General features: G+C 30.8%; 16 protein-coding genes. 8 read left to right on the forward strand and 8 right to left on the reverse strand.

What is annotated here, in order from left to right:
* Nucleotides 1-18: 18 nt before the first annotated feature.
* The 3 genes from glgA to Anndu_RS12015 all read right to left on the reverse strand — a co-directional run bounded on the left by glgA (nt 19) and on the right by Anndu_RS12015 (nt 5,390).
* Nucleotides 19-1,491: a glycogen synthase GlgA gene (gene glgA / locus Anndu_RS12005; RefSeq protein WP_464101429.1), complete on the reverse strand. Its 1,473-nt coding sequence runs from the start codon at nt 1,489-1,491 to the stop codon at nt 19-21.
* Between the two features lie 167 nt (nt 1,492-1,658).
* A protein-coding gene (locus tag Anndu_RS12010; protein WP_464104088.1) for an IS630 family transposase occupies nt 1,659-2,686 on the reverse strand; the annotation gives its coding sequence in 2 pieces (ribosomal slippage) (nt 1,659-2,095 and nt 2,095-2,686; 1,029 coding nt in all).
* A gap of 154 nt (nt 2,687-2,840) precedes the next feature.
* Entirely contained in the window at nt 2,841-5,390 is a 2,550-nt protein-coding gene (locus Anndu_RS12015) for a dynamin family protein (RefSeq protein ID WP_464101430.1), read from the reverse strand.
* Between the two features lie 103 nt (nt 5,391-5,493).
* Here Anndu_RS12015 and Anndu_RS12020 point away from each other — a divergent pair, with 103 nt between their 5' ends.
* The gene (locus Anndu_RS12020; RefSeq protein ID WP_464101431.1) at nt 5,494-6,711 is read left to right on the forward strand and encodes a hypothetical protein; all 1,218 of its coding nucleotides are present in this window, start codon (nt 5,494-5,496) and stop codon (nt 6,709-6,711) included.
* 257 nt (nt 6,712-6,968) lie between these two features.
* Nucleotides 6,969-7,995 (forward strand): IS630 family transposase gene (locus Anndu_RS12025; RefSeq protein WP_464104064.1). Its coding sequence is split into 2 segments (ribosomal slippage): nt 6,969-7,348 and nt 7,347-7,995, totalling 1,029 coding nucleotides; the frame shifts between segments, so codons are not numbered across the junction.
* Nucleotides 7,996-8,658: 663 nt separating this feature from the next.
* On the opposite strand, the gene Anndu_RS12030 is transcribed toward Anndu_RS12025, so the two are convergent.
* The 4 genes from Anndu_RS12030 to Anndu_RS12045 form a co-directional block, all read right to left on the reverse strand.
* Nucleotides 8,659-9,354 (reverse strand): TIGR00266 family protein, encoded by a 696-nt coding sequence (locus Anndu_RS12030; RefSeq protein WP_464101432.1) that lies wholly within the window; start codon nt 9,352-9,354, stop codon nt 8,659-8,661.
* 71 nt (nt 9,355-9,425) lie between these two features.
* Nucleotides 9,426-10,103, reverse strand: coding sequence for a TIGR00266 family protein (locus Anndu_RS12035; RefSeq protein WP_464101433.1), 678 nt, complete (start codon nt 10,101-10,103; stop codon nt 9,426-9,428).
* 53 nt (nt 10,104-10,156) lie between these two features.
* Entirely contained in the window at nt 10,157-10,831 is a 675-nt protein-coding gene (locus Anndu_RS12040; RefSeq protein WP_464101434.1) for a TIGR00266 family protein, read from the reverse strand.
* A gap of 209 nt (nt 10,832-11,040) precedes the next feature.
* Complete coding sequence (locus tag Anndu_RS12045; protein ID WP_464101435.1) at nt 11,041-12,105, reverse strand: ABC transporter ATP-binding protein; 1,065 nt, start codon at nt 12,103-12,105, stop codon at nt 11,041-11,043.
* A 422-nt stretch (nt 12,106-12,527) separates the two neighbouring features.
* Between Anndu_RS12045 and Anndu_RS12050 the strand changes: the two genes are divergently transcribed.
* The 3 genes from Anndu_RS12050 (at nt 12,528) to Anndu_RS12060 (ending at nt 14,616) form a co-directional block, all read left to right on the forward strand.
* The gene (locus Anndu_RS12050; protein ID WP_464101436.1) at nt 12,528-13,040 is read left to right on the forward strand and encodes a hypothetical protein; all 513 of its coding nucleotides are present in this window, start codon (nt 12,528-12,530) and stop codon (nt 13,038-13,040) included.
* A 92-nt stretch (nt 13,041-13,132) separates the two neighbouring features.
* On the forward strand, nt 13,133-14,113 hold the full coding sequence (galE, locus tag Anndu_RS12055) for a UDP-glucose 4-epimerase GalE (RefSeq protein ID WP_464101437.1): 981 nt from the start codon (nt 13,133-13,135) through the stop codon (nt 14,111-14,113).
* Entirely contained in the window at nt 14,110-14,616 is a 507-nt protein-coding gene (locus Anndu_RS12060) for a pentapeptide repeat-containing protein (RefSeq protein ID WP_464101438.1), read from the forward strand. Before galE ends, Anndu_RS12060 begins: the two co-directional genes overlap by 4 nt.
* 15 nt (nt 14,617-14,631) lie before the next feature.
* Here the strand turns inward: Anndu_RS12060 and Anndu_RS12065 are convergent, their stop codons facing one another.
* Nucleotides 14,632-15,816 (reverse strand): family 10 glycosylhydrolase, encoded by a 1,185-nt coding sequence (locus Anndu_RS12065; protein ID WP_464101439.1) that lies wholly within the window; start codon nt 15,814-15,816, stop codon nt 14,632-14,634.
* A 295-nt stretch (nt 15,817-16,111) separates the two neighbouring features.
* Between Anndu_RS12065 and Anndu_RS12070 the strand changes: the two genes are divergently transcribed.
* The 3 genes from Anndu_RS12070 to Anndu_RS12080 all read left to right on the forward strand — a co-directional run bounded on the left by Anndu_RS12070 (nt 16,112) and on the right by Anndu_RS12080 (nt 21,593).
* The gene (locus Anndu_RS12070; protein ID WP_464101440.1) at nt 16,112-18,676 is read left to right on the forward strand and encodes a CHASE2 domain-containing protein; all 2,565 of its coding nucleotides are present in this window, start codon (nt 16,112-16,114) and stop codon (nt 18,674-18,676) included.
* Nucleotides 18,677-18,693: 17 nt separating this feature from the next.
* A complete protein-coding gene (gene dnaG / locus Anndu_RS12075; RefSeq protein ID WP_464101441.1) occupies nt 18,694-20,619 on the forward strand; it encodes a DNA primase in 1,926 nt (641 codons plus the stop codon).
* A 218-nt stretch (nt 20,620-20,837) separates the two neighbouring features.
* Nucleotides 20,838-21,593, forward strand: coding sequence for a hypothetical protein (locus Anndu_RS12080; protein WP_464101442.1), 756 nt, complete (start codon nt 20,838-20,840; stop codon nt 21,591-21,593).
* Nucleotides 21,594-21,735 lie beyond the last annotated feature (142 nt).

Below are 21,735 nucleotides of genomic sequence, written 5' to 3' on the forward strand. Positions count from 1 at the left end.
CAATGATAAAATGACTAATTAAGCTTTAATATAATCATAAATTGTTACATATTCATTACCTGGTTCATTCCATGAATAATCACAAGCCATTCCTTGTTTTTGTAATTTTTGAAATTCTTTAGGAAACTGGTTATATAAACCGATCGCTCGTTCCATGGCCGTCTCTAAAGCATGATTATCACTTTGATAGAAGACATAACCATTTCTTTTTTCTGGTGGTAAATTTTGATCATAGTCTCGATCAAATACCGTACTGACTAAGCCACCCACACCGCGCACAATGGGAACAGTACCATATTTTAAACTGATCATTTGAGTTAAGCCACAAGGCTCATAATTACTCGGTACAACCATCAGATCAGCCCCTGCATAAATTAAATGGGCTAATTCTTCATTAAATGCTAACTCTAAATGACAATCTGGATTATTATTTAGATGGTGTTTTTCGTGCCAAAACCAACTATTAATATTCGGTTCAGTAGCCGATCCTAATAATACAAATTGTGCGCCTCGATTTAAGGCATAATACATGGCATGATGCACTAAATGTACACCTTTTTGATCATCTAAACGACCGATAAAACAAACAATTGGTTTATCATTATCTGCTAATAATAAACGCTCTCTTAATGCCTTTTTATTTTGTGCTTTTTCTGCTAAAGTTTCGATATTATATTGAACAGGAATATATTTATCAATTTCAGGATTCCAAATAGAATAATCAATCCCATTTAAAACCCCACTAAATTTATTTTGGTAAACATGGAGAGTATGACCTAAACCGCAACTAATATCGCTATAACGTGCTTCCCAAGCGTGATGAGGTGATACAGTGGTAACATGATTAGCATAAACAATACCCCCTTTCATGTAATTTAATGCAAGGGGGTTAAAATTATCTTGAAGGCGATCGTAATGGAAATAATAAGGCTCATTATTTAAACCTGTAGCCCAAAGTACATTTGTTCCAGCAATACCTTGATGTTTAAAATTATGGATAGTATAACAAATCCGTTGATTCCATAGGCCATGCCATTTATACATTTCAAATAACATCACGGGTAATAAACCTGTTTGCCAGTCGTGACAATGGATCACATCGGGGCGTTTATTACTTTTTAAGAGAAATTCTAAGGCCGCTTTACTAAAGAAAGCAAACCTCATGTGATCATCTAAAGCTCCATAATAATGACCACGATTAAAGAAATTATCCCCCGAATTGGGACGAATAAAGAAACAAACTTGACCATGTACCCAACCCACAAAAACCGAACAATGGATCGCTCCGCCAAACCAAGGCACCCACAGATCCCGATAGGCCTCATGTAAACCCCAAATATGGTCATAACGCATACAGTCATACATGGGCATAATGATCTCAACGCAATGCCCTTTCATGGAAAGTTCCCGACTTAGCCCGTAAACAACGTCACCCAGACCGCCAACTTTGGCTACTGGTGCGCATTCCGAAGCTACTTGCACAATATACATAAATTAAGCCTCAAACTTAACAAAATTTTATTTGTCTCTATTTAACAACAAAATTAGATTTCTCGCACAAGACTTCTTACTTTTAGCCGAACAATAGGCAAAATGATTAATTTGTAGGGTGGGCATAACTTATTCTATTGTCTTGCCAAAGTATCATTATAGCAATCCTAAATAGGTTGTGGCAAAATTCCATATTGATAAAGTTTGGGGAAATCAAATATTTGACCATCCGCAAAAAACTTAAATAGCCACTTTACTATTTTAAATGATTTACATAAATGATAGAATTGTCTAATAAAATTTTTCACTTGTAGCCAAATATCTTCTACCGGATTTTGTTCTGGAGCATTAGGGGCAAATTTATGACAAGTAATTAACCATTCTTCTTCCAATAAATCTTGATTTATTATAGTTAAATACTCCCTAAATTCTTTTGAGTCATGATACGTTGCTCCATCCCAAAATATTGCTAATCTTTTTCCTTTTCTTTTTGATAGTAAATACTTGATAAATTTGATCGTATTTTCTGTATTTCCACTTTCATATTCTTTGACAATAAATTCTTTAGTTTGATAGTCTAATGCCCCATAATAAGTTTGTCGGCTTTTTCATTTTTAATGGGAATTTCTATTCTTTGATCTGTTCTTCCCCAAACATAACCTAAAATGTCTCCCCAAAGTAAATGACATTCATCAATCATAAACACTACAAGCTCTCCACTCTCTATTTCTTCTTTCCAAATCTCTAATTTTTCACTGATTTCTTTTTTTTTAGCTTCGACTAATTCCTCATTTTTAGCCGGATTCTTTTTTTGAGTTTTTTTCCAACTTATTTTCGCTTCTTTGAGCAAACTATAATAACTTTGATTGGATTTATAAATAATATTATATTCTCGCTCTAAATAAATTTTTAAATCTGATAATCTTAAATATTCTTGCTCTCTTAACCAATTAATAACTTGGTCTTTTTCTTCTGGTTTTAATTCACTTTTAGTTCCTTTAAACTGTAATTTCAAGCTTTCTACTCCACAAAAAAGAGCTTGATTTTTCCACATACTAATAAAGCTATGAGAAACTTGTAATAATTCTTTTACTTCATGGTATGATTTTCCTTCTAAAATCATTTTGACAGCTAAAGCCCTTTTTATTTCTTTAGCCTCTTTTGTTTGATTGATAAAATCATTTAACTCAGAAATAATGTTCATTTTTTTTTCCTTGAATTTAGATTATAATTAATATTATATCTGTTATGACCTATTTAGGATTGCTATAGTTATTTTTTGCATCCTAATATTCAAAGATATATATATTTTTGCTTTTTTAAAAAGTATAGTTTATAAAATTTATTCTTTAAATGGAAAAAAATAATTTTTCTATTTTTGTATTAATTTGATCAATTTCTTGCTGTTTTAAATTAATCCAATGTTGTTCAGTTTGTCTTTGTTCTAAGGTTTCTTGATAAAATTTATCTTGTTTTTCTAAAAGACTTTCATAAATAAATATAGTTTCATCAATAGCTTTTCTTGTTAATTCCATTCTTTCATTAAAAATAGATTCTATTTTACTATCAATTTCTGGAAAAATTTGCTCTAACGATTCTGTAAAACGATTTATTCCTAATTCAAAGACTTTTGTTTTTATGTTTCTTTCTTTTTCTCGATCATTGCCTCCTCCAAACCATCCCAATAAATCACGAATTGCTGAACTTCTTAAAATTACCATACCAAGGGGGTAAGCTAATCCTAAAATGGCAACAGTAGTACGAATACCAGTATTATAGATTCCACATTCCACTTTGATATGTCCGATTGTTGTATTTATTTGATTACTTAATTTATTACTAATATTATGATTTTTTATGTTAATATCTTCAATATTTTCTTGTATTGTTTGAAATTCTGCTCTAATATAACTATCTAAAAAATCAAGCTTTTTTTTCAAAATAGAAATAAAATATTGATTTTCCCATTTAGATAATTCTTCCTTTAAATCTCTAAAAAAACAATCTTGATAATCTTTGATTACCTTTTCTTGATCCCAAAACATTGAATGATCAGATTCCCAATATTGAGATTTTTCTATTAATCTATTGTCCAAATTTTCTACCCATTTATTCCATGAGTTTGTCACTTCATCAATTGTTGTTTTTGTCAATACTTCTCCTGTCTCCATTATTCGATAATAAACGCCACTAATTTCTCCAATTTGTTCTAAAATATTAATTTTTTCTGATTCAGAAAGATGAACTTTGCCCTCTAAAATTCCCTCGGTTTCTTTCAACTCAGCTTCAATAGATTGAATTAAAGAGTTAAGTTTATTAATTATTTTTTTTACTTCTAAACTACCCCTTTCAATAATAAGAAAATGCTCTAAGGATTTTGTAAAATCTTGAAATTTAATTAAATATTTATTTTCAGTTTGATTAAGAATTGCATCTAAAGCGAGTTGAGAAGATAGAAAATGGATTCTATTATTGCCAGTAATTAAAGGCTTTTCTCCTAAGACAAATCTTTTAACTCTTTCTTCAACTTGTTGTAAACCTTTTTCACTGCGAATTAAATCACAGAAATTCACCACAATAAAAAGATTTTCCGCAGGTTGATTATATTTTCCTGTAAGTTTATTTTTTAAATCTTCAATTAACTCTCTTTCACCTTGAGTTAAAAGACGAGAAGCATTAGTTAAAAAGATAACTGCATCAGTTCCTTCGATTAATTTTTCTGTAATAGATGTTCTATCTGGATGTTCATTTAATCCGGGTGAATCAATAATAACCACACCACTACTACATAAATCTAAATTAGGGTGTTCAAAAATAATCTCTTTCAAATTAGATTTTTCTAATCCTTCACTTAAACTACCTAAAGCTATATCTTCAGTAATTGATGCTTTTTCTTGATATAGAGAATAAGATATTTCTTCTTTAGTTCCATCTTTATAACAACAAATTACTCGCTTTTCTTTTCCATATTTTAAAACAGTTATAACCCCACTACAAGGAATTTCTCTGACTGGTTGTATTTCCTCTCCTAAAAGAGCATTAAGTAAGGTAGATTTTCCCTGACTAAATTCACCAACTACTGCGATCCGAAACTCTTGAGATTGTATTTTTCTTGAAATTTTAGTAATTTCTTCTAATAAATTATTCCGAATAAAGTTACGTTTTTGACAATCAGAAATAATTTGATAAAGTTCATGGCAATAATTGTCAAGTTGTTTTTTATATTTTTGAAATTCTTTTAATTGTTGATAAGATTTATTAGAAGTTTGACGTTGATTTATTCTTTTTTCTTGAATTTTGATAGCTGTTTTTGGCAATTGTTCAAAAATATGTTGAGCCGCATGAACAAATATTGGATCAAGTTCTTGAAAAAGTGCAGGATTTAATAAAAGTTTAATTTTCTCTAAAATATTTTGATCTATATTTTGTTTTTTTGTAAAGATTAATTCTAAACAATTTAGATATTGAATATTAATCTCTAAATTATTACTAATCAACTGCAAATAACCCTTTTCTTTCAAATCCATATCTCCATCTGCGGTTGACATTTCATAACCAAAACTAATTAATAATAATTTTTCAGATTCGTTAAAAGGACTTGTTAATTTATAAAAAGCCTCAAGGTTATTATAAATTTTTACTTTTTGTACTCCCTTCAGAATTAGTCGAGAAAAAGGAACAACCTTACTAGATGGTGGAAATAAACGGTTAATAATATTATTGAGTCTTTGTGTTTCTTCAATTTTTACTACGTTATCAGCATATAATACTCCCACTAAAACACTCAAAACAGCAGTCGTAAAGATTACAGGTGGTGTAACATCTTGTAACAAAAGTGGTTGCTCTAAAATTTCAGCTACAATTTCCACAATATCTGAATTGATTAGTTTTTTATCCATAAAATTATGATCTGTAATTCTTCTTTATAGTTTATTATAAAATAAATATACCCTCATTTTATAACTAAGAATTATAAATTTTTGTAAAAGGAGTTAATGCAAAATGCAACAAGTAGTATATATTTTTGCTGATCATATTCAAAAAGGGATTGAAAATGGAACACTCATAATTGAAAAAAGTAAAAAAACTGGGGAATTGATTGGTAGAGTTAGAGATGCTGTAACGGGTCGGTATGTTCAAGATGGTATAGCAAAAGCCACATATATTGATGATAGAATTTTAGACCCCTTGGCTATTTCTAAACTTAATGGAATACAACATAGTTTAGGCATTTTACAAGCTTCTACTGCTATTATTGGTGTGGGAGTGGTTGCTAATATTGCTTTATCGGCGGCTAATTTATGGCAGACTTTAAAATTAAGAGAAGATGTAAAACAATTAAGATTAGAAATTAGAGACGGTTTTATTGATCTTAAACAAGCATTAAAAAATCAAGGTATAGAGATTATCCAACATATTAATGAAGTTGCTCAAGATGTTAAATTTAATCAACATCGTTTAGAATTAATTAAAGCTTATGGCAAATTTATTGAAGCAACAAAACTAATTAAAACAAGTTTAGCCTTTCAAGATATAGAAGCGAGAAAAAGAGAATTAGCTAATGCTAGACAAACATTAGGAGAAGCTTTAGCTATTTATAATAATACTTATTTATTAGATGATATTTGTAATCCCGGAAAACTTCGCAGATATGAATGTGCATGGATAATTGAACAAACAATTATTATGACTTATCAATTACAAAATGAATTGAATGCTGTGCAAGATCGTCTTTTAGAATTAAGAGATACAATTGAAAATCACTGTCAAACAATTGCTGAAAATTGTGAAGATATGGATGAACTTGATTTTATTTTTCCTGAAATTAATCATATTTATAATCATGATTTAGTTAACTTAAAAATTTGGCAAAATGAAACAGATTGGAAACTTTCTTTATCATCATCTGAGCTTAAAGAATTAACAATTATAGAAGAATCTAATATAGATTTTTCTAAATATAGTTATCTATCAGTTAATTTAGATAAACCAAAAGAAATGATTATATATGAAGAATCAAAAGAAAAATCTCATTTTTTATCATTATACATTCAGCTACAATTGTTGATGTTTCCTGATCGCCGTCAAGTATTGGAAGAATATATTAGTGATCAAGCAATCCAATCTGGTCATACAATGTTAACTGCGTCAAATTTAGAAAAAGCATCAAATTTAACAATTGCTAATCTTTTGTGCTATTTTGATAAAAAAGAAGATTAAGAATAAGTTTTATAACAAATTTGCTTTAATTTTTTTAATTAATGGTAAATACAGAGTTTTTAAGGTGGGCAATTAATATAAAATTGATCGGTAAAATTAAGATTAAAAGCACTGGTAACTTACAAACTATTATGATATTATAAGTTATATTATTATATTAATGTTTTTATCATCAATCAAATATAGCAATCCTAAATAGGTCATAACAGATATAATATTAATTATAATCTAAATTCAAGGAAAAAAAAATGAACATTATTTCTGAGTTAAATGATTTTATCAATCAAACAAAAGAGGCTAAAGAAATAAAAAGGGCTTTAGCTGTCAAAATGATTTTAGAAGGAAAATCATACCATGAAGTAAAAGAATTATTACAAGTTTCTCATAGCTTTATTAGTATGTGGAAAAATCAAGCTCTTTTTTGTGGAGTAGAAAGCTTGAAATTACAGTTTAAAGGAACTAAAAGTGAATTAAAACCAGAAGAAAAAGACCAAGTTATTAATTGGTTAAGAGAGCAAGAATATTTAAGATTATCAGATTTAAAAATTTATTTAGAGCGAGAATATAATATTATTTATAAATCCAATCAAAGTTATTATAGTTTGCTCAAAGAAGCGAAAATAAGTTGGAAAAAACTCAAAAAAGAATCCGGCTAAAAATGACGAATTAGTCGAAGCTAAAAAAAAAGAAATCAGTGAAAAATTAGAGATTTGGAAAGAAGAAATAGAGAGTGGAGAGCTTGTAGTGTTTATGATTGATGAATGTCATTTACTTTGGGGAGACATTTTAGGTTATGTTTGGGGAAGAACAGATCAAAGAATAGAAATTCCCATTAAAAATGAAAAAAGCCGACAAACTTATTATGGGGCATTAGACTATCAAACTAAAGAATTTATTGTCAAAGAATATGAAAGTGGAAATACAGAAAATACGATCAAATTTATCAAGTATTTACTATCAAAAAGAAAAGGAAAAAGATTAGCAATATTTTGGGATGGAGCAACCTATCATGACTCAAAAGAATTTAGGGAGTATTTAACTATAATAAATCAAGATTTATTGGAAGAAGAATGGTTAATTACTTGTCATAAATTTGCCCCTAATGCTCCAGAACAAAATCCGGTAGAAGATATTTGGCTACAAGTGAAAAATTTTATTAGACAATTCTATCATTTATGTAAATCATTTAAAATAGTAAAGTGGCTATTTAAGTTTTTTGCGCATGGTCAAATATTTGATTTCCCCAAACTTTATCAATATGGAATTTTGCCACAACCTATTTAGGATTGCTATATCATATGCTGATAACTCAATCCATTCATATTTAATAAATCTCCATAAGATTTCAATTAAATTAAGATGGGGTGAATAATATGATTGTCCACCATTAATATTAATATATATTAATCAATCTTTGTTCACTCATCTTCTAAAGTTTCCCATAATTGATCAATTGGTATTGTTTTATCTGTTTGAGCTTCATGCCATGCTTGACGAAAATCATCTAATATTTCTGATTGAGATAAATCAGAATAATCATTTTCTATTTCTTCAGGGAAAAGTAAGTAGATGTGTGTAATTAATTACTCAATGGTGGCACAGGCTTCTAGCCTGTGACGGGCAGGATGCCCATTCCACATTATGTAATTAATTTTGCTTAGGTACTTACAATAATTTCTACTCTCATATCTTTAGAAATAACTAAAGGTTGATCAAGAGTTATTTGTCCAGTTTCATTAACTGTTGCCATTGTTTTAAATGCTTTCATCTTAAACATCCTTGATTATAAAAAGCAGTTTATTTATTTCATATTATAGTAGTATAGGCAATCAGCATTTAATGATGAATTAAATCAATAATCTTAATGATTGCCCACCATTAATATTATTAATATTTAAAAGTTAAGGTGGGCTTAATCTTGCTATCTTGAATAATTATTAATTATCATTAATCATTTTTCACAGGACGATAAATATTAAGAAAATTAATTAAAGGAAAAAGATTACGAGATTGAATCCATAAACGCCCTTGACCAGAAAAACGACAAACTAAGCCTTCACCGCCAAAAATACCCGTTTTTAATTGTCGCCATGATAAACCGCCAATCATTTCCACGTTATAGTTTAAAGTGTCTTCAAAAGCGACAATATAACCCGTATCTACAACATAATCACCTTCTACGGGAATTTCTAAAATTGCACCATAAGAACTAAACCAAAAATCCCCGTCTCCCGATGCCTTTAATAAAAATAAAGATTCTCCACTAAAAAACCCTTTAAAACCTTGAAATTTAGTGTCAATTTCTACCGTTGGACTACAAGCAATAAAACCGGAAGATTGTACCATTAAATTACAACTAGAATTAACTCGATAATGTTGAATATCACCCGGAACTCCGGGTGATAAATATAATTCTGCGGCCTTACCTTCGGCGGTAAATTCACTCAGAAATAAAGACTCACCTCCTAACATTCGGCCGACTCCTTTCATTAGGCCTCCTTGTATTTTTGATTTCATTTTTAAACAGGAGTCCATAGCCGCCATTGCTCCCGATTCTACAAGGACATTTTGATTAGCTTGTAGTTGTAAAATTAGGGAAGCATAGGAAGGATTATGTTCAATTTTATAGGCAATTTCTGACATTTTGATTTCTCCTAATATTGGTGATTAGTTATTGCTTATTTGTCAATTATTACTTATTAATTATTACTTAATTATCTGGGGGGAAGTTGAGAACCCACTAAACGGCCAAAAGCCCCCGCATTATGAGTTTGACAATAAATTTTTCCCTTACCTTTAAAATGACAAACTAAACCCTCACCTCCGAAAATTGCCCCCCACCAACTTTTATTAGCTTTACCAATGGTAAAACTGAGGGTATTTTCAAAAGCCACAATATGACCCGTATCTACGGTGTATTCATCCTCTACATTTATTTCATAAATTGCCCCAAAGGAACTTAATAAAACCGTGCCTACTCCGGTAACACTTAACCAAAAGATGGACTCCCCCGAAAAAAAAGATTTAAAACCTTGCCATCCCAAATCAATATTGACATCGGAGGTTGAAGCTAAATAGGAGGTAGCTTGAACAATTAATTCATTGTTATTCATTTGATAGCTTTTGAGATCCCCCATTAATTTTGGGGCAAGGAAAAGTTCACAGTCATTAGTAGGCGCACGAAAAACGCTTAAAAAGAGAGATTCTCCTCCTAACATTCGTTTTAAACCGCCCATGATCCCCCCCCCTTTACCTTGGCGTAAAGTGGTACTAGGGTTAATTTTGCTATTCATGGCGATCATCGCCCCCGCTTCCGCCACGATTTCTTCTCCCGCATCTAAAGTGATCTGGGCGATCGCATTATCCGGTTGTTGTAAAAGTTTAATATCCATTTGTTTAGTGATTGATTATTAGTGATGAAACTTTAAAACTCTCAAAAACGATTCTAAAAACGCATTTTTGGACGTAAATATTTAACTAAACCCGAAATACTCCGAGATTGAAGATAAATTAAACCATTACCCGATAAACGGTTGACAAAACCCTCTCCAGAGGTAACGGATCCCACTAAACCGCCCGAAAGTCCAAGATTCATTTTAATTCCGGGTTCATAAGCCACTAAATGACTGTTATCTACCACAAAGTCACCGTTAATTCTTTTTTGAGTTAAGCCGCCATAACAACCAAAAAAGACTCGCCCGTTACCCGTGCATTTAAGTTTAAATAAACCTTCTCCAGCAAACCAACTTTTGAGGCCAGCCCATGCAACCCCGATTTTTACGCCTTCGGTATGTCCAATATAAGCCCCCGGTTGAAAACAAATTTCATGACTGGGTAACTGTGCCAGATCTATGCGATCAATATCCCCGATCGCCGATTGAGTTAAAGCTAAATTTAAAGGTTGATTGGTGCGATTAGTATAAATATTAATAAACATGGACTCCCCACCTAAAAAACTTTTTAACAAGGCTGGGATCAAACCCCCTGAAAATTTAGTTTCAATGGTAAGGCGACTATCCATGCTAGTCATAGCCCCTGCTTCAGCCGTAATACTTTCTCCTGGGGCTAGGGTAACAAAAATACTGGCAAAAGACGGTTTATAACGAATTTCATATTTCACGTTTTGACCCTCCTGATCAATTTTTGCTCAATTATAACTAGAGATTTTACTCAGATGAGGATTAAATACAATTTTCTTAACAGAATCGGTCATTAGACTTGTTGCCAAAGTAATCAATATTAACTAATAAAATCAATTTTTATGAAGTTTTTATCAATTATGATACTGATTACTCATTAGTTGACTGGGGCAAGAAGTCTAACCGATAACTAATTAGCAAAAATCGGTAGTGAACCATTATTGACACTAATTCTAACTTTCGTGCCGATGGCTAATTGCATATTAATAGCAGTACGCGCGTGTAATCTTTGCCCTGAGGCCGTTCTTAAACAATAACGATATTCTCTCCCTAAAAATTGGCGATCGCTCACTTCCACTAACGCATTATCATCAGGATATAACATAATATCTTCTTCCCTTAACATTAATTCACCCTCAGTTAACTCTTGTGAACCTCTGATTACAGGGATTTTAAATTCACCAATTTCCGTTTTCCAAAAATTGCCATCACGAAAAGCAGGTAAAAAATTGGCATGAGTCACAAAACCCGCCACAAAACGAGAAGCAGGTTGAGTATAAATTTCTTCAGGAGTGCCGATCTGTTCTAAATTACCATTTTGCATCACGGCAATTTGATCGGAAATTGCTAAAGCCTCCTCCTGATCATGGGTGACAAAAATCCCAGTAATTCCACTTTGTTTTAAAATTCTTCTGATTTCATGACGTAATTTTTGACGCACTTTTACATCTAAATTACTTAAAGGCTCATCTAATAAAATTAAAGCGGGTTGGGGTGCTAAAGCCCGTGCTAAAGCAATTCTCTGTTGTTGACCACCGGACAATTCATGGGGAAATCGTTTTTCTAAACCCGTTAACCCTACCAAGGCTAAAACCTCAGAAATCCTACTTTTAATGTCTGTACGACTGAGGCGAGGTTGTTTAGTTTCTAAGCCAAAAGCGATATTATCAGCAATAGTTAAGTGAGGAAACAGAGCATAATCCTGAAAAACCATGCCAGTATTGCGCTTTTCCGGCGGAATTAATAAATTATGATCATTAACTAAACGTCCGGCCAGATAAATTTGACCATGATCGGGCTTTTCAAATCCGGCTAAAATTCTTAAGAGGGTAGTTTTCCCACAACCGGAAGGGCCTAATAAACCAAGTAATTCTCCCTGTTTTAAGGTAAAGCTGACATGATTAACGGCACGGCTAGAACTGCCTGAAAAAGTTTTACTAATTTGTTGAATACTGAGGATCTCTGACTCAATCATAATTGCTGATGTTCAATCCGTTAAATTTTTTAAGAACAGTAATAAGAAGTTTTCTCAATAACATTTGAAAGTATATCATATCATGTTTTCATCTAAATACAAATTTTTTAAGATTGGATTTGTGAGGATTAAAGATCAAAACCATGTTGAGTCTTAATGGAGTAAGTTTTCCTTCTCCTTTTCCCTGACTTGTGCAAGGAGTTTAATCAAGATTTTGAGCATTTATTACATTTTATAACAATCCCTTGACTTTTTCTTTTTTTTTCTTAAGTTCTCACTAATGATCTAAGATGAAGCGATTGCTTAAAATAACTTAAAAATAGTTAACATTTTTAAAACTATTTATGGAAATTAATCGTTTAAAATGAAAACTAAATAATCTTAATTAGAATACAAAGATGGAGGTTTGAATCATGGGAGTAATGGTACAAAAAATTGAAAAACAAATAAATTGGGCAGGATTAATTCTTTTTACCCTTGGTTTTTGGCTCAGTGGGAGTTTATTATTAGATTTAGTTATAATGCCCTGTTTGTCTGCCACTGGGATGATTTCTGAAGAAAGTTTTACCAGTGCTTTATACGTTATTTTTGGTATTTTTAACCGCATTGAATTGGTTTGTGCCGCTTTAGTTTTAACTACGGTTTTAGTGTTTCGTCATTATCACAATTTTAGTGATCAAGAGCTATCTTGGGCTACCAGTTTATCTATTGCTTTATTTACGATCGCCATTATTTATACATATATTTTGACTCCACAATTGAGTGCTTATGGATTACAATTAAACTTTGATTTGTTTAATAATTCACATAAAATACCTCAAGAAATGATGTCATTACAAGGAAGTTACTGGTTTTTAGAAGTAGCAAAATTGTTAGCAGGAATGAGTTTATTAAAACTTTTTTATCGTTCTGCTTGTGTTTTTAAAGGTGAATAAATTTAATAATCACAAATTAAAAAATGGACAATTAATAATAGTTAAAAATTGTCCATTTTTAATTATTACTAATCACAACTAACAGATAAAATATGACAATTTTAGTAACAGGGGGAGCGGGATATATTGGCTCTCATGCAGTTTTTGCCCTCAAAAATCAAGGCTATGATGTAATAGTTTTAGATAACTTAGTTCATGGACATCAAAAAATAGTTGAAGATGTTTTAAAAGTTAAATTAATAATTGGAGATATTCAAGATCGTCAACTATTAAAAGATATTTTTAATCGTCATCATATTGAAGGGATTATGCACTTTTGTGCTTATACTTATGTAGGTGAATCTGTTAGTAATCCGGCTAAATATTACCAAAATAATGTAGTAGGAACATTAACATTATTAGAAGAAATGGTAACAGCAAATATCAAAAAATTTGTTTTTTCTTCTACCTGTGCAACTTATGGTATTCCTCAACATTTACCATTAACAGAAGATCATGCACAAAAACCAATTAATCCCTATGGAAAAACTAAATTAATGGTAGAAGAAATTATTAAAGATTTTGATCAAGCCTATGATTTAAAATCAGTAATATTTCGTTATTTTAATGCGGCCGGAGCGCATCCTAATGGTTTATTAGGAGAAAAACATGATCCCGAAACTCATTTAATACCCTTAGTCTTATTAACAGCTTTAGGAAAAAAAGAGTCAATTTCTGTTTTTGGTAATGATTATGATACCCCAGATGGTACTTGTATCAGGGATTATATTCATGTTTGTGACTTAGCAGATGCCCATATTTTAGGCTTAAAATACTTATTAAATGGGGGAGAAACACAGGCCTTTAATTTAGGAAATGGCAATGGTTTTTCCGTTAAAGAAGTAATAGAAACTGCCCAAAAAATAACACAAAAAAATATTAAAATAATGGAAACTCCACGGCGAGTAGGTGATCCTCCTATTTTAATTGGTAGTAGTGAAAAAGCCAAAAAAATCTTAAATTGGAATCCCCAATATGTTAATCTTGATCTAATTATTCAACACGCTTGGAATTGGCACTTAAATAATTTATGAAAAATCTATTAATTCGTGTTTTCACAGTTTTTTTTATTTTAATTTTAGCGGTGGTTTGGGTGTTATTTGATGCAAAAATAGCCCTAGCTGATGATAAAAATGTTAACTACACTTATTCAGAATTACCTGATGCGAATTTCGCCCATAAAAACCTAGAAAAAGCAGTTTTTGCGGCGGCGGATCTCCGCCGTGCCAATTTTGAAGGGGCTATTTTAAAAGGTGCTATTTTTACTAAGGCAACTTTATTAGAAACTAATTTTAAAGATGCTAATTTAAGCGAAATTCTCGGTGATCGATCAACTTTTGAAAAAGCCAATTTAACTAATACTATTTTTCGAGAAGCAACCGTCACCAGCACCGATTTTAAAGATGCAATTATCACAGGCGCAGATTTTACTGATTCATTATTAGATCGTTATCAAGTAGCCCAATTGTGTAAATATGCAGAGGGAATTAACCCTGTTACTGGAGTTTCCACAAGAGAAAGTTTAAATTGTCGTTAATTTCTAACAGTTAATTTATAATTTTCTCAAAGATTGCTCTGGGAAAAATTCTAAAATTTTCTGTTTTCTTTCTTCTAAAGATTCAGAATAATTTAATAAACTTCCATAATAAAAGAAAGAAACTCCTAAACCATTTTGTTGAGCCACAAAAACTTTATCTTCAATCAAATCAATGTCAACTAGATTATTTCTTAATCCAGTTAAAACACCTACACTGGTGGGGATTTTGCTTTTGGCTTCTACTATTTCTGGTTTCTCTAATTGTTGAATAAAACTATTAAGATCTGGACGATAAACTTGAACAATTAATTCATCAATTAAATCCTGTCTTAACCATGTTAACCAATCTTGTAAAGAACTTAAATAAGCTGTATCATAAGGATTTGGAGAAATGGAAAAAATAGCGCGAGGGTTTTTATTTCTAATTTTTTGACGCAATTGGCTCACATAAGCGGTAATGCGATCCGCCCTCCATTTTACCCATGTGGGATCATGATAATTTTCTGGGGGTAATTTTTTGGTCTCTTGTTGATATAAATTAATGGTATAGGGATCGTAGCCTAATTCGCTTGGTAAACTGAAATGATCATCAAATTGAATCCCATCTATTCTATATAAATCCATGACTTCCATCACTAAAGAAGTGAGAAAGTTTTGAACTTGAGGATGAAAAGGATTTAACCAAACTACTTCCCCTGCCGCACTGATAGTGGTTTGACTTCCATCCCTTTTTTGAGTTAACCAGTCAGGATGTTTCAGAGCCAATTCTGAGGCTTGGGGGGTCATAAACCCAAATTCAAACCATCCTAATACTAATAAGTTTTTTTGATGGGCGTTATAAATCAAATCTGCGAGGGGATCTTGTCCTTGAAAACCTTGATGTATAAAGGGCTGTATCCCTGCTTGTTGGGTCACTTTACTGGGATATAAAGCATAACCAGAGTTCCAAACTACGGGATAAATGGTATTAAAATTTAATTCCGATAATTGAGCGATCGCTTCTTTTAATTTTGGTTGATCAAGTAAAATATTTGTATCATTAGTTGTTAACCAAATGCCCCTTACTTCAGGCTCAGGAGAGGAAAAACTAACTAAAGAATAATTAATTAAGATCGCACTCAAGAAAGTGGCTAAAAATAAACGGGAAAATCGAGATTTAAGAACAGAAAATAGTTTTTTAACAAAAAATAATGATTTCATTAGTCATAATTGAGAAAGATCGTAATTATCAACTGATAATTGACAATTGTTGACTTTTCATTTTACAAAACTTTACAAACAATTCTTGACCAATCTTAATGATTAATCTTTATAGTTATGATAGAAATTAACAATTTTAAGCTTGATCAGTCTTGGGAAAGTAATAACAATTAACAAATAAAATTAAGGATTTAATATTTTACTTCTGCCTTGACTGGTGCAAAAAATAGACTGACTGCAATCAAAAATTATGAATTATAAATACATTACTACTTAATATTTACACATTGGGATTATGACTAACTCTAATATTAATTCCCCCACTGTTCAAGATCAAAAAGGCAATTTAAAGCGAAAATTAAAAAATCAACGCTTAAAAAATAGAACTTTAGGACAAATTTTCGTTTTTATTTGGAGTCTGACTCTGGCGATCGCTACGACAACTGATCTTAAACCGATTCAATGGCTGGAAAATCAAGGTCAAACTTTATTTTTTAAAATCAGAGGAAAGATTAAACCTCCTGATGATATTGTGATTATTGCCATTGATGATAACTCTTTGCAACAGGGAACGGTAGATTCTCAACTAGAAAAATCTCAACAATTAGCTTATTTAAAGGGGTTACACAGTTGGCCATGGCAAAGGGAAGTTTATGCCCAAGTCATTAAAAAATTATTGGATAGTGGGGCTTTATCAGTGGGAATAGATTTGATTTTTGATAGCCCTAGCCTTTATGGTGAACAAGATGATCAAAAATTATTAAAAGTCTTAGAAACTTATGGCGATAAAATTACCTTAGCCGCCATTTATGAAGAAGAAAGAGAAATTCGCACGGGTGATTTAATTCGCATCGCCCAGCCCCATCAAAATATAACTTCTTCATTAATGTCCATTGGCCTGATTAATTATGCTTTAGAGGCCGATGGTAGGATACATCAATTACCTGAACAATATCTTAAAAATTTGATAAAAGATAATCCAGATTTTGCAAAAACCTTAGAGTTTATGGGGACTTTTCCATCTTTTCCCTCCGCAATTTTACAAGCGAGTAATCTTCCAGTAATAATAAATGATCATACTTTTATTAATTTTTATGGTAAAAGTAAGACTTTTGAGCATATTTCTTTTATTGATTTATTAGATCCACAAGCTTGGGCTAATTTCTATCAAAATGGTGCATATTTTAAAGATAAAATTATTTTAATCGGGCCTACCAATGTGGCTAGTCAAGATTTTCACCGTACCCCAATGGATGAAAAAATGCCCGGAATTGAAGTTCATGCTAATGTTATTGCTTCTTTAAAACAACAAACCGCCTTCACTAAAGGGATTAAATCTCCCCCGTTAAGAGGAATATTTACTTTTGGGCAAATTATGATCACTGGTTTATTATTTTTGTGGCGTAGACGTTGGTGGACTCGTTTAAAAATTGCTCTGATCATCGCTTCTATTTGGATTATTGTGAGTTATTTGAGCTTTGTGATTGCTTACGTTTTGTTACCAATGGCTACCCCCGTATTAGGAGTTTTAATCGTAGGGATAGTATATGGTATTTATGGAGCATTACAAGAAGTCTTAAATTGGTTAGATTTACGTCAAACCTTTAAAACTTATGCTTCTTCACCAATTGTACAAGAAATTATTGCACATCAAGATGATTTACAAGATTTATTAGAGGAAAAAGAAAAAGAAATATTAAATAGAAAATTAGGAGGACGTTATCAAATTTTTAAACCATTAAGTGAGGGTGGGTTTGGAAAAACCTATATCGCCAAAGACTTACAGCGGCCGGGCGAACCGGAATGTGTAGTTAAGCAGTTACAGCCCATGACTGATAATCCCAAACATTGGGAGTTAGCGAAAAGGATGTTTGTGAGTGAAGCGCAGGTTTTAGAAAAATTAGGCACTCATGATCAAATCCCTCAACTATTAGCTTATTTTGATGATGGGCAGGAGTTTTATTTAATTCAAGAATTAATTATAGGTGAGCCATTAAGTAAAGAATTAGCGAGATTTTTAGATTTATCTGAATCAAGAACAATGGGAATTTTAGAGGATTTATTGCCAGTTTTAGATTTTATGCAACGTCAAGGGGTAATTCATAGAGATATTAAGCCTCCTAATGTGATTCGTCGTCGTAGTGATGATAAATTAGTTTTAATTGATTTTGGTACGGTGAAAGAACTTTCTCAACAGATTACCCAAGAATTGAGATTGACAGATGAACAGAAAAAATTTACCATTGCGATCGGCACAAAAGGCTATACTCCGCCGGAACAATCCGCCGGAAGTCCACGTTATAATAGTGATATTTATGCTTTGGGAATGATAGCCATTCAATCTTTAACTTTATTACATCCTTCTTTGATTGATAAAAATGCACAAACAGATGAATTATTATGGCAAGAAAATATAGAAGGAGAAGTGGATCCCCAATTTATTGCTATTATTAATAAAATGATTTGTCGAGATTTTCGTCAGCGTTATCAAACGGCCAAAGAAGTGTTAAAAGATTTACGAGAATATCAACAAAAAAGACAAACAAGTTTACACAAAAATCCTCGTTTAACTTCTCTTAAACAGGGAATTAATCAAGAAAAATTAGCTTTATCTAGTAATAAAGTTTCAACTAAAATGCCCTCAATTTCTGATATTCCTTCTGCAAAAACCGAGATTCCTCCCGATCATAATTTAACAGATTTACCTACTCAAGAATTTTTGAATTATGGTTATTTTGAATCAAAGGATTCTCCCGATCAAAAATTAGATCAAGAAACGGATAATTTAACAGATTTACCAACAGTTATTACCGATCAACATTTGACGATTAATCAATTTGATGTAACCAATCAACAATAATCAATTATTACTTAATTATGACAATTTTATTACATCCTGACACCATTGAAGAAGTAAAAAACCGAGTTGATATTGTTGACATCATCTCAGAATATGTAGTTTTAAAAAAACGGGGGAGAAATTATCAAGGCCTTTGCCCTTTTCATAATGAAAAATCCCCTAGTTTTTCGGTTAATCCCAGTAAACAATTTTATCATTGTTTTGGTTGTGGTGCAGGGGGTAATGGGATTAAATTTTTAATGGAAATTAATAAACAATCTTTTGCAGAAGTTGTCTTAGAATTAGCGAAAAGGTATCAAGTTCCCATCAAAACTTTAGAACCAGAAAAAAAACAAGAATTACAAAGACAAATAACGGAAAAAGATCAACTTTTTGAAATAGTGGCCATTGCTAACAGTTTTTTTCAACACGCCTTAAGACAAAATGAGGGTAAAATAGCCTTAGATTATTTAAAAGAAACTAGAAAATTAACGCAGGAAAATATCCAAAAATTTGAATTAGGTTATGCCCCTTCAGGCTGGGAAACATTATATCATTATTTAGTTGAACAAAAGGCTTATCCCCTTGCCCTAGTGGAAAAAGCAGGGTTAATTAAACCTAGAAAAAATGGTAACGGTTATTATGATTATTTCCGTCATAGATTAATGATTCCGATCCATAATTCTCAGGGTAAAATTATTGCTTTTGGGGGGCGCAGTTTAGATGATCAAGAACCTAAATATTTAAACTCACCTGATACTATTTTATTTGATAAAGGTAGAACTTTATTTTGCTTAGATAAAGCTAAAAATGCCATTCAAAAAAATGATCAAGTGGTTATTGTTGAGGGTTATTTTGATGCAATCGCTTTGCATATTGCGGGAATAAATCAAACAGTTGCCTCTTTAGGTACGGCCTTAAGTGAAAATCAAATTAAAGTATTATTAAAATATACAGAATCAAAGCAAATAATTTTAAATTTTGATGCGGATCAAGCCGGAATTAATGCTACAAAAAGGGCAATTTCTGAGATTGAAAAATTAATTTATACAGGGCAAATAAACTTAAGAATTTTAAACTTACCGGGGGGTAAAGATGCGGATGAATTTTTAAAATCTGCTCCCTTCGCAGTGGAAAATTATCAAACAGCGTTAACGAAAGCCCCCTTATGGTTAGATTGGGAAATTGAACAAATTATTAATAGTAAAAACTTAAAACAAGCCGATCAATTTTCTATTGCTTTTCAAGAAATTATGAATATTTTAAATAAATTAGAAAATCCCCATCAAAGAACTTATTATATACGTTATTGTGCAGAAATTTTAAGTCAAGGGGAATCACGTTTAATTAATTTATATATAGAAAATATTAATCAAAATTTAAAAAAACCTATTTTAAAAAATAGTCAAACTCAATCAAAATTTAATCTTTTAAATGGCAAAGATGAAAACATTTTATTAAAAAATGCCGAAAGTTTGTTATTAGTAATTTATTTACATTGTCCCGAATATCGTCAAGAAATTGTTGATTATTTAGAACAAAAAGATTTATTATTTAGCTTATCCCATTATCGCTTTTTATGGCAACAAATTAATCAAATTGAACTACAATTTAATCTTGATCATGCTGATTATGATAATCAACTTTACGACTTATTACAAGAGCATTTAATGTCATTTCCTGAACAATTAAATTTACTCAATCATTTATTTTTTCTAAATGAATTTAATGAAAAAGATTTAAACAGAATTAATTTAATAATTAGATCGGCGATCGCTACTTTAGAAAGAATAACTTATGAAAAATATAGTAATTATTGTTTAGAAAAATGGAAAAGTCTTGATCCCCAAAAAGATGAAAACAATTTTAGTTATTATATGAAAGAATTTTATCAAGCAAAAAATAAAATTAAAGAATTAGATCAACAACGGCAATTTAATTTTACTGAAGTAATTAATAATTAAATAAATTCTGTAGAGACATTTAATGGAACATCTCCACACAATTTTGACGATCAAAAAAGAACTATTTTTGCTTTCACGGCCTTGAGTGAAAAAATTTAATTAAAATAAACACATTTTATGATATAATCAAAGTCTGAAATTATTTTGATAGCAATTAATTAAATTGTCAATTGTCAATTGTCAACTGATAAAAAAACCGTAATTGAGAAAAAAATAAAATGAAAAATCAATTTTTAAGACAATTTAAAACCAAATATCAACGCCAATTAAAACAAATATTGACCTCTCAAAAATGGCGTTCTAAAACTTTTCGGCGTAAAATATATACACTATTTTATCTCACTGTAATTATCGGTTTATTTTTATGGAATTGGACTTTATTACTTGCCACTTCAGTGGGTATAGGAATGATGGCCTTAACCTATCTCTTTCAAGAATGGAATTGGCAACATTATTATACCAATTTATTAACTAAGTTTCATAACTTTAATAATCTTAATACTCGCTTCATTAGTTCCGTTGGAATAGGTGGTTTAAGTGCGTTTTTAGTTTATTTAATTCTCACAATTTGGTTAACTTCTGATAACCGTTGGTTAGCCACAGGAGTTATTTTACAAGGTTTAATTACCTTAGTAATTGCCGGTTTATTATTATGGCAAAATACCAGTCAACAAAAATTAAAAAATCAGGAAAATTTTGAAAATTTATTAAAAAATTTAACCTCAACCAATCAATTAAAAAGGTTAATATCCATTCGGAAATTAACCGATTTATTTTTAAAACATGAATTAAATAAAAATCAAGAACAACAATTAAATGATTATTTTCAAATCATGTTATCCTATGAAGAAGAAATTATTTTACAAAAAGCCTTATTAGAAAGTTTAGAAGAATTAAATTTTCAACAACAACCCTTACAAATTCCCTTAAAATTTACCCAAAATGTCAAAATTCATTATCAAATAGAAGATTAAAAAATTAACAATTGACATTTTATTAAATAGTTAGTTAATTTAATTATTAATATTTTTGTTAGAGAAATCAAAACCAACAACTTTTTTTACCTTATAAATAGGGCGTTGTTTTACTTTATCATAGATTCTACCAAGATATTCA

The sequence above is a fragment of the Annamia dubia NIES-4383 genome, from assembly GCF_055394725.1.

Bases quoted from the DNA above. Each gene is read 5' to 3' on its own strand.
- glgA (WP_464101429.1), bottom strand. From the start codon at position 1,491: ATGTATATTGTGCAAGTAGCTTCGGAATGCGCACCAGTAGCCAAAGTT.
- Anndu_RS12015 (WP_464101430.1), bottom strand. From the start codon at position 5,390: ATGGATAAAAAACTAATCAATTCAGATATTGTGGAAATTGTAGCTGAA.
- Anndu_RS12020 (WP_464101431.1), top strand. From the start codon at position 5,494: ATGCAACAAGTAGTATATATTTTTGCTGATCATATTCAAAAAGGGATT.
- Anndu_RS12030 (WP_464101432.1), bottom strand. From the start codon at position 9,354: ATGTCAGAAATTGCCTATAAAATTGAACATAATCCTTCCTATGCTTCC.
- Anndu_RS12035 (WP_464101433.1), bottom strand. From the start codon at position 10,103: ATGGATATTAAACTTTTACAACAACCGGATAATGCGATCGCCCAGATC.
- Anndu_RS12045 (WP_464101435.1), bottom strand. From the start codon at position 12,105: ATGATTGAGTCAGAGATCCTCAGTATTCAACAAATTAGTAAAACTTTT.
- Anndu_RS12050 (WP_464101436.1), top strand. From the start codon at position 12,528: ATGGTACAAAAAATTGAAAAACAAATAAATTGGGCAGGATTAATTCTT.
- galE (WP_464101437.1), top strand. From the start codon at position 13,133: ATGACAATTTTAGTAACAGGGGGAGCGGGATATATTGGCTCTCATGCA.
- Anndu_RS12060 (WP_464101438.1), top strand. From the start codon at position 14,110: ATGAAAAATCTATTAATTCGTGTTTTCACAGTTTTTTTTATTTTAATT.
- Anndu_RS12065 (WP_464101439.1), bottom strand. From the start codon at position 15,816: ATGAAATCATTATTTTTTGTTAAAAAACTATTTTCTGTTCTTAAATCT.
- Anndu_RS12070 (WP_464101440.1), top strand. From the start codon at position 16,112: ATGACTAACTCTAATATTAATTCCCCCACTGTTCAAGATCAAAAAGGC.
- dnaG (WP_464101441.1), top strand. From the start codon at position 18,694: ATGACAATTTTATTACATCCTGACACCATTGAAGAAGTAAAAAACCGA.
- Anndu_RS12080 (WP_464101442.1), top strand. From the start codon at position 20,838: ATGAAAAATCAATTTTTAAGACAATTTAAAACCAAATATCAACGCCAA.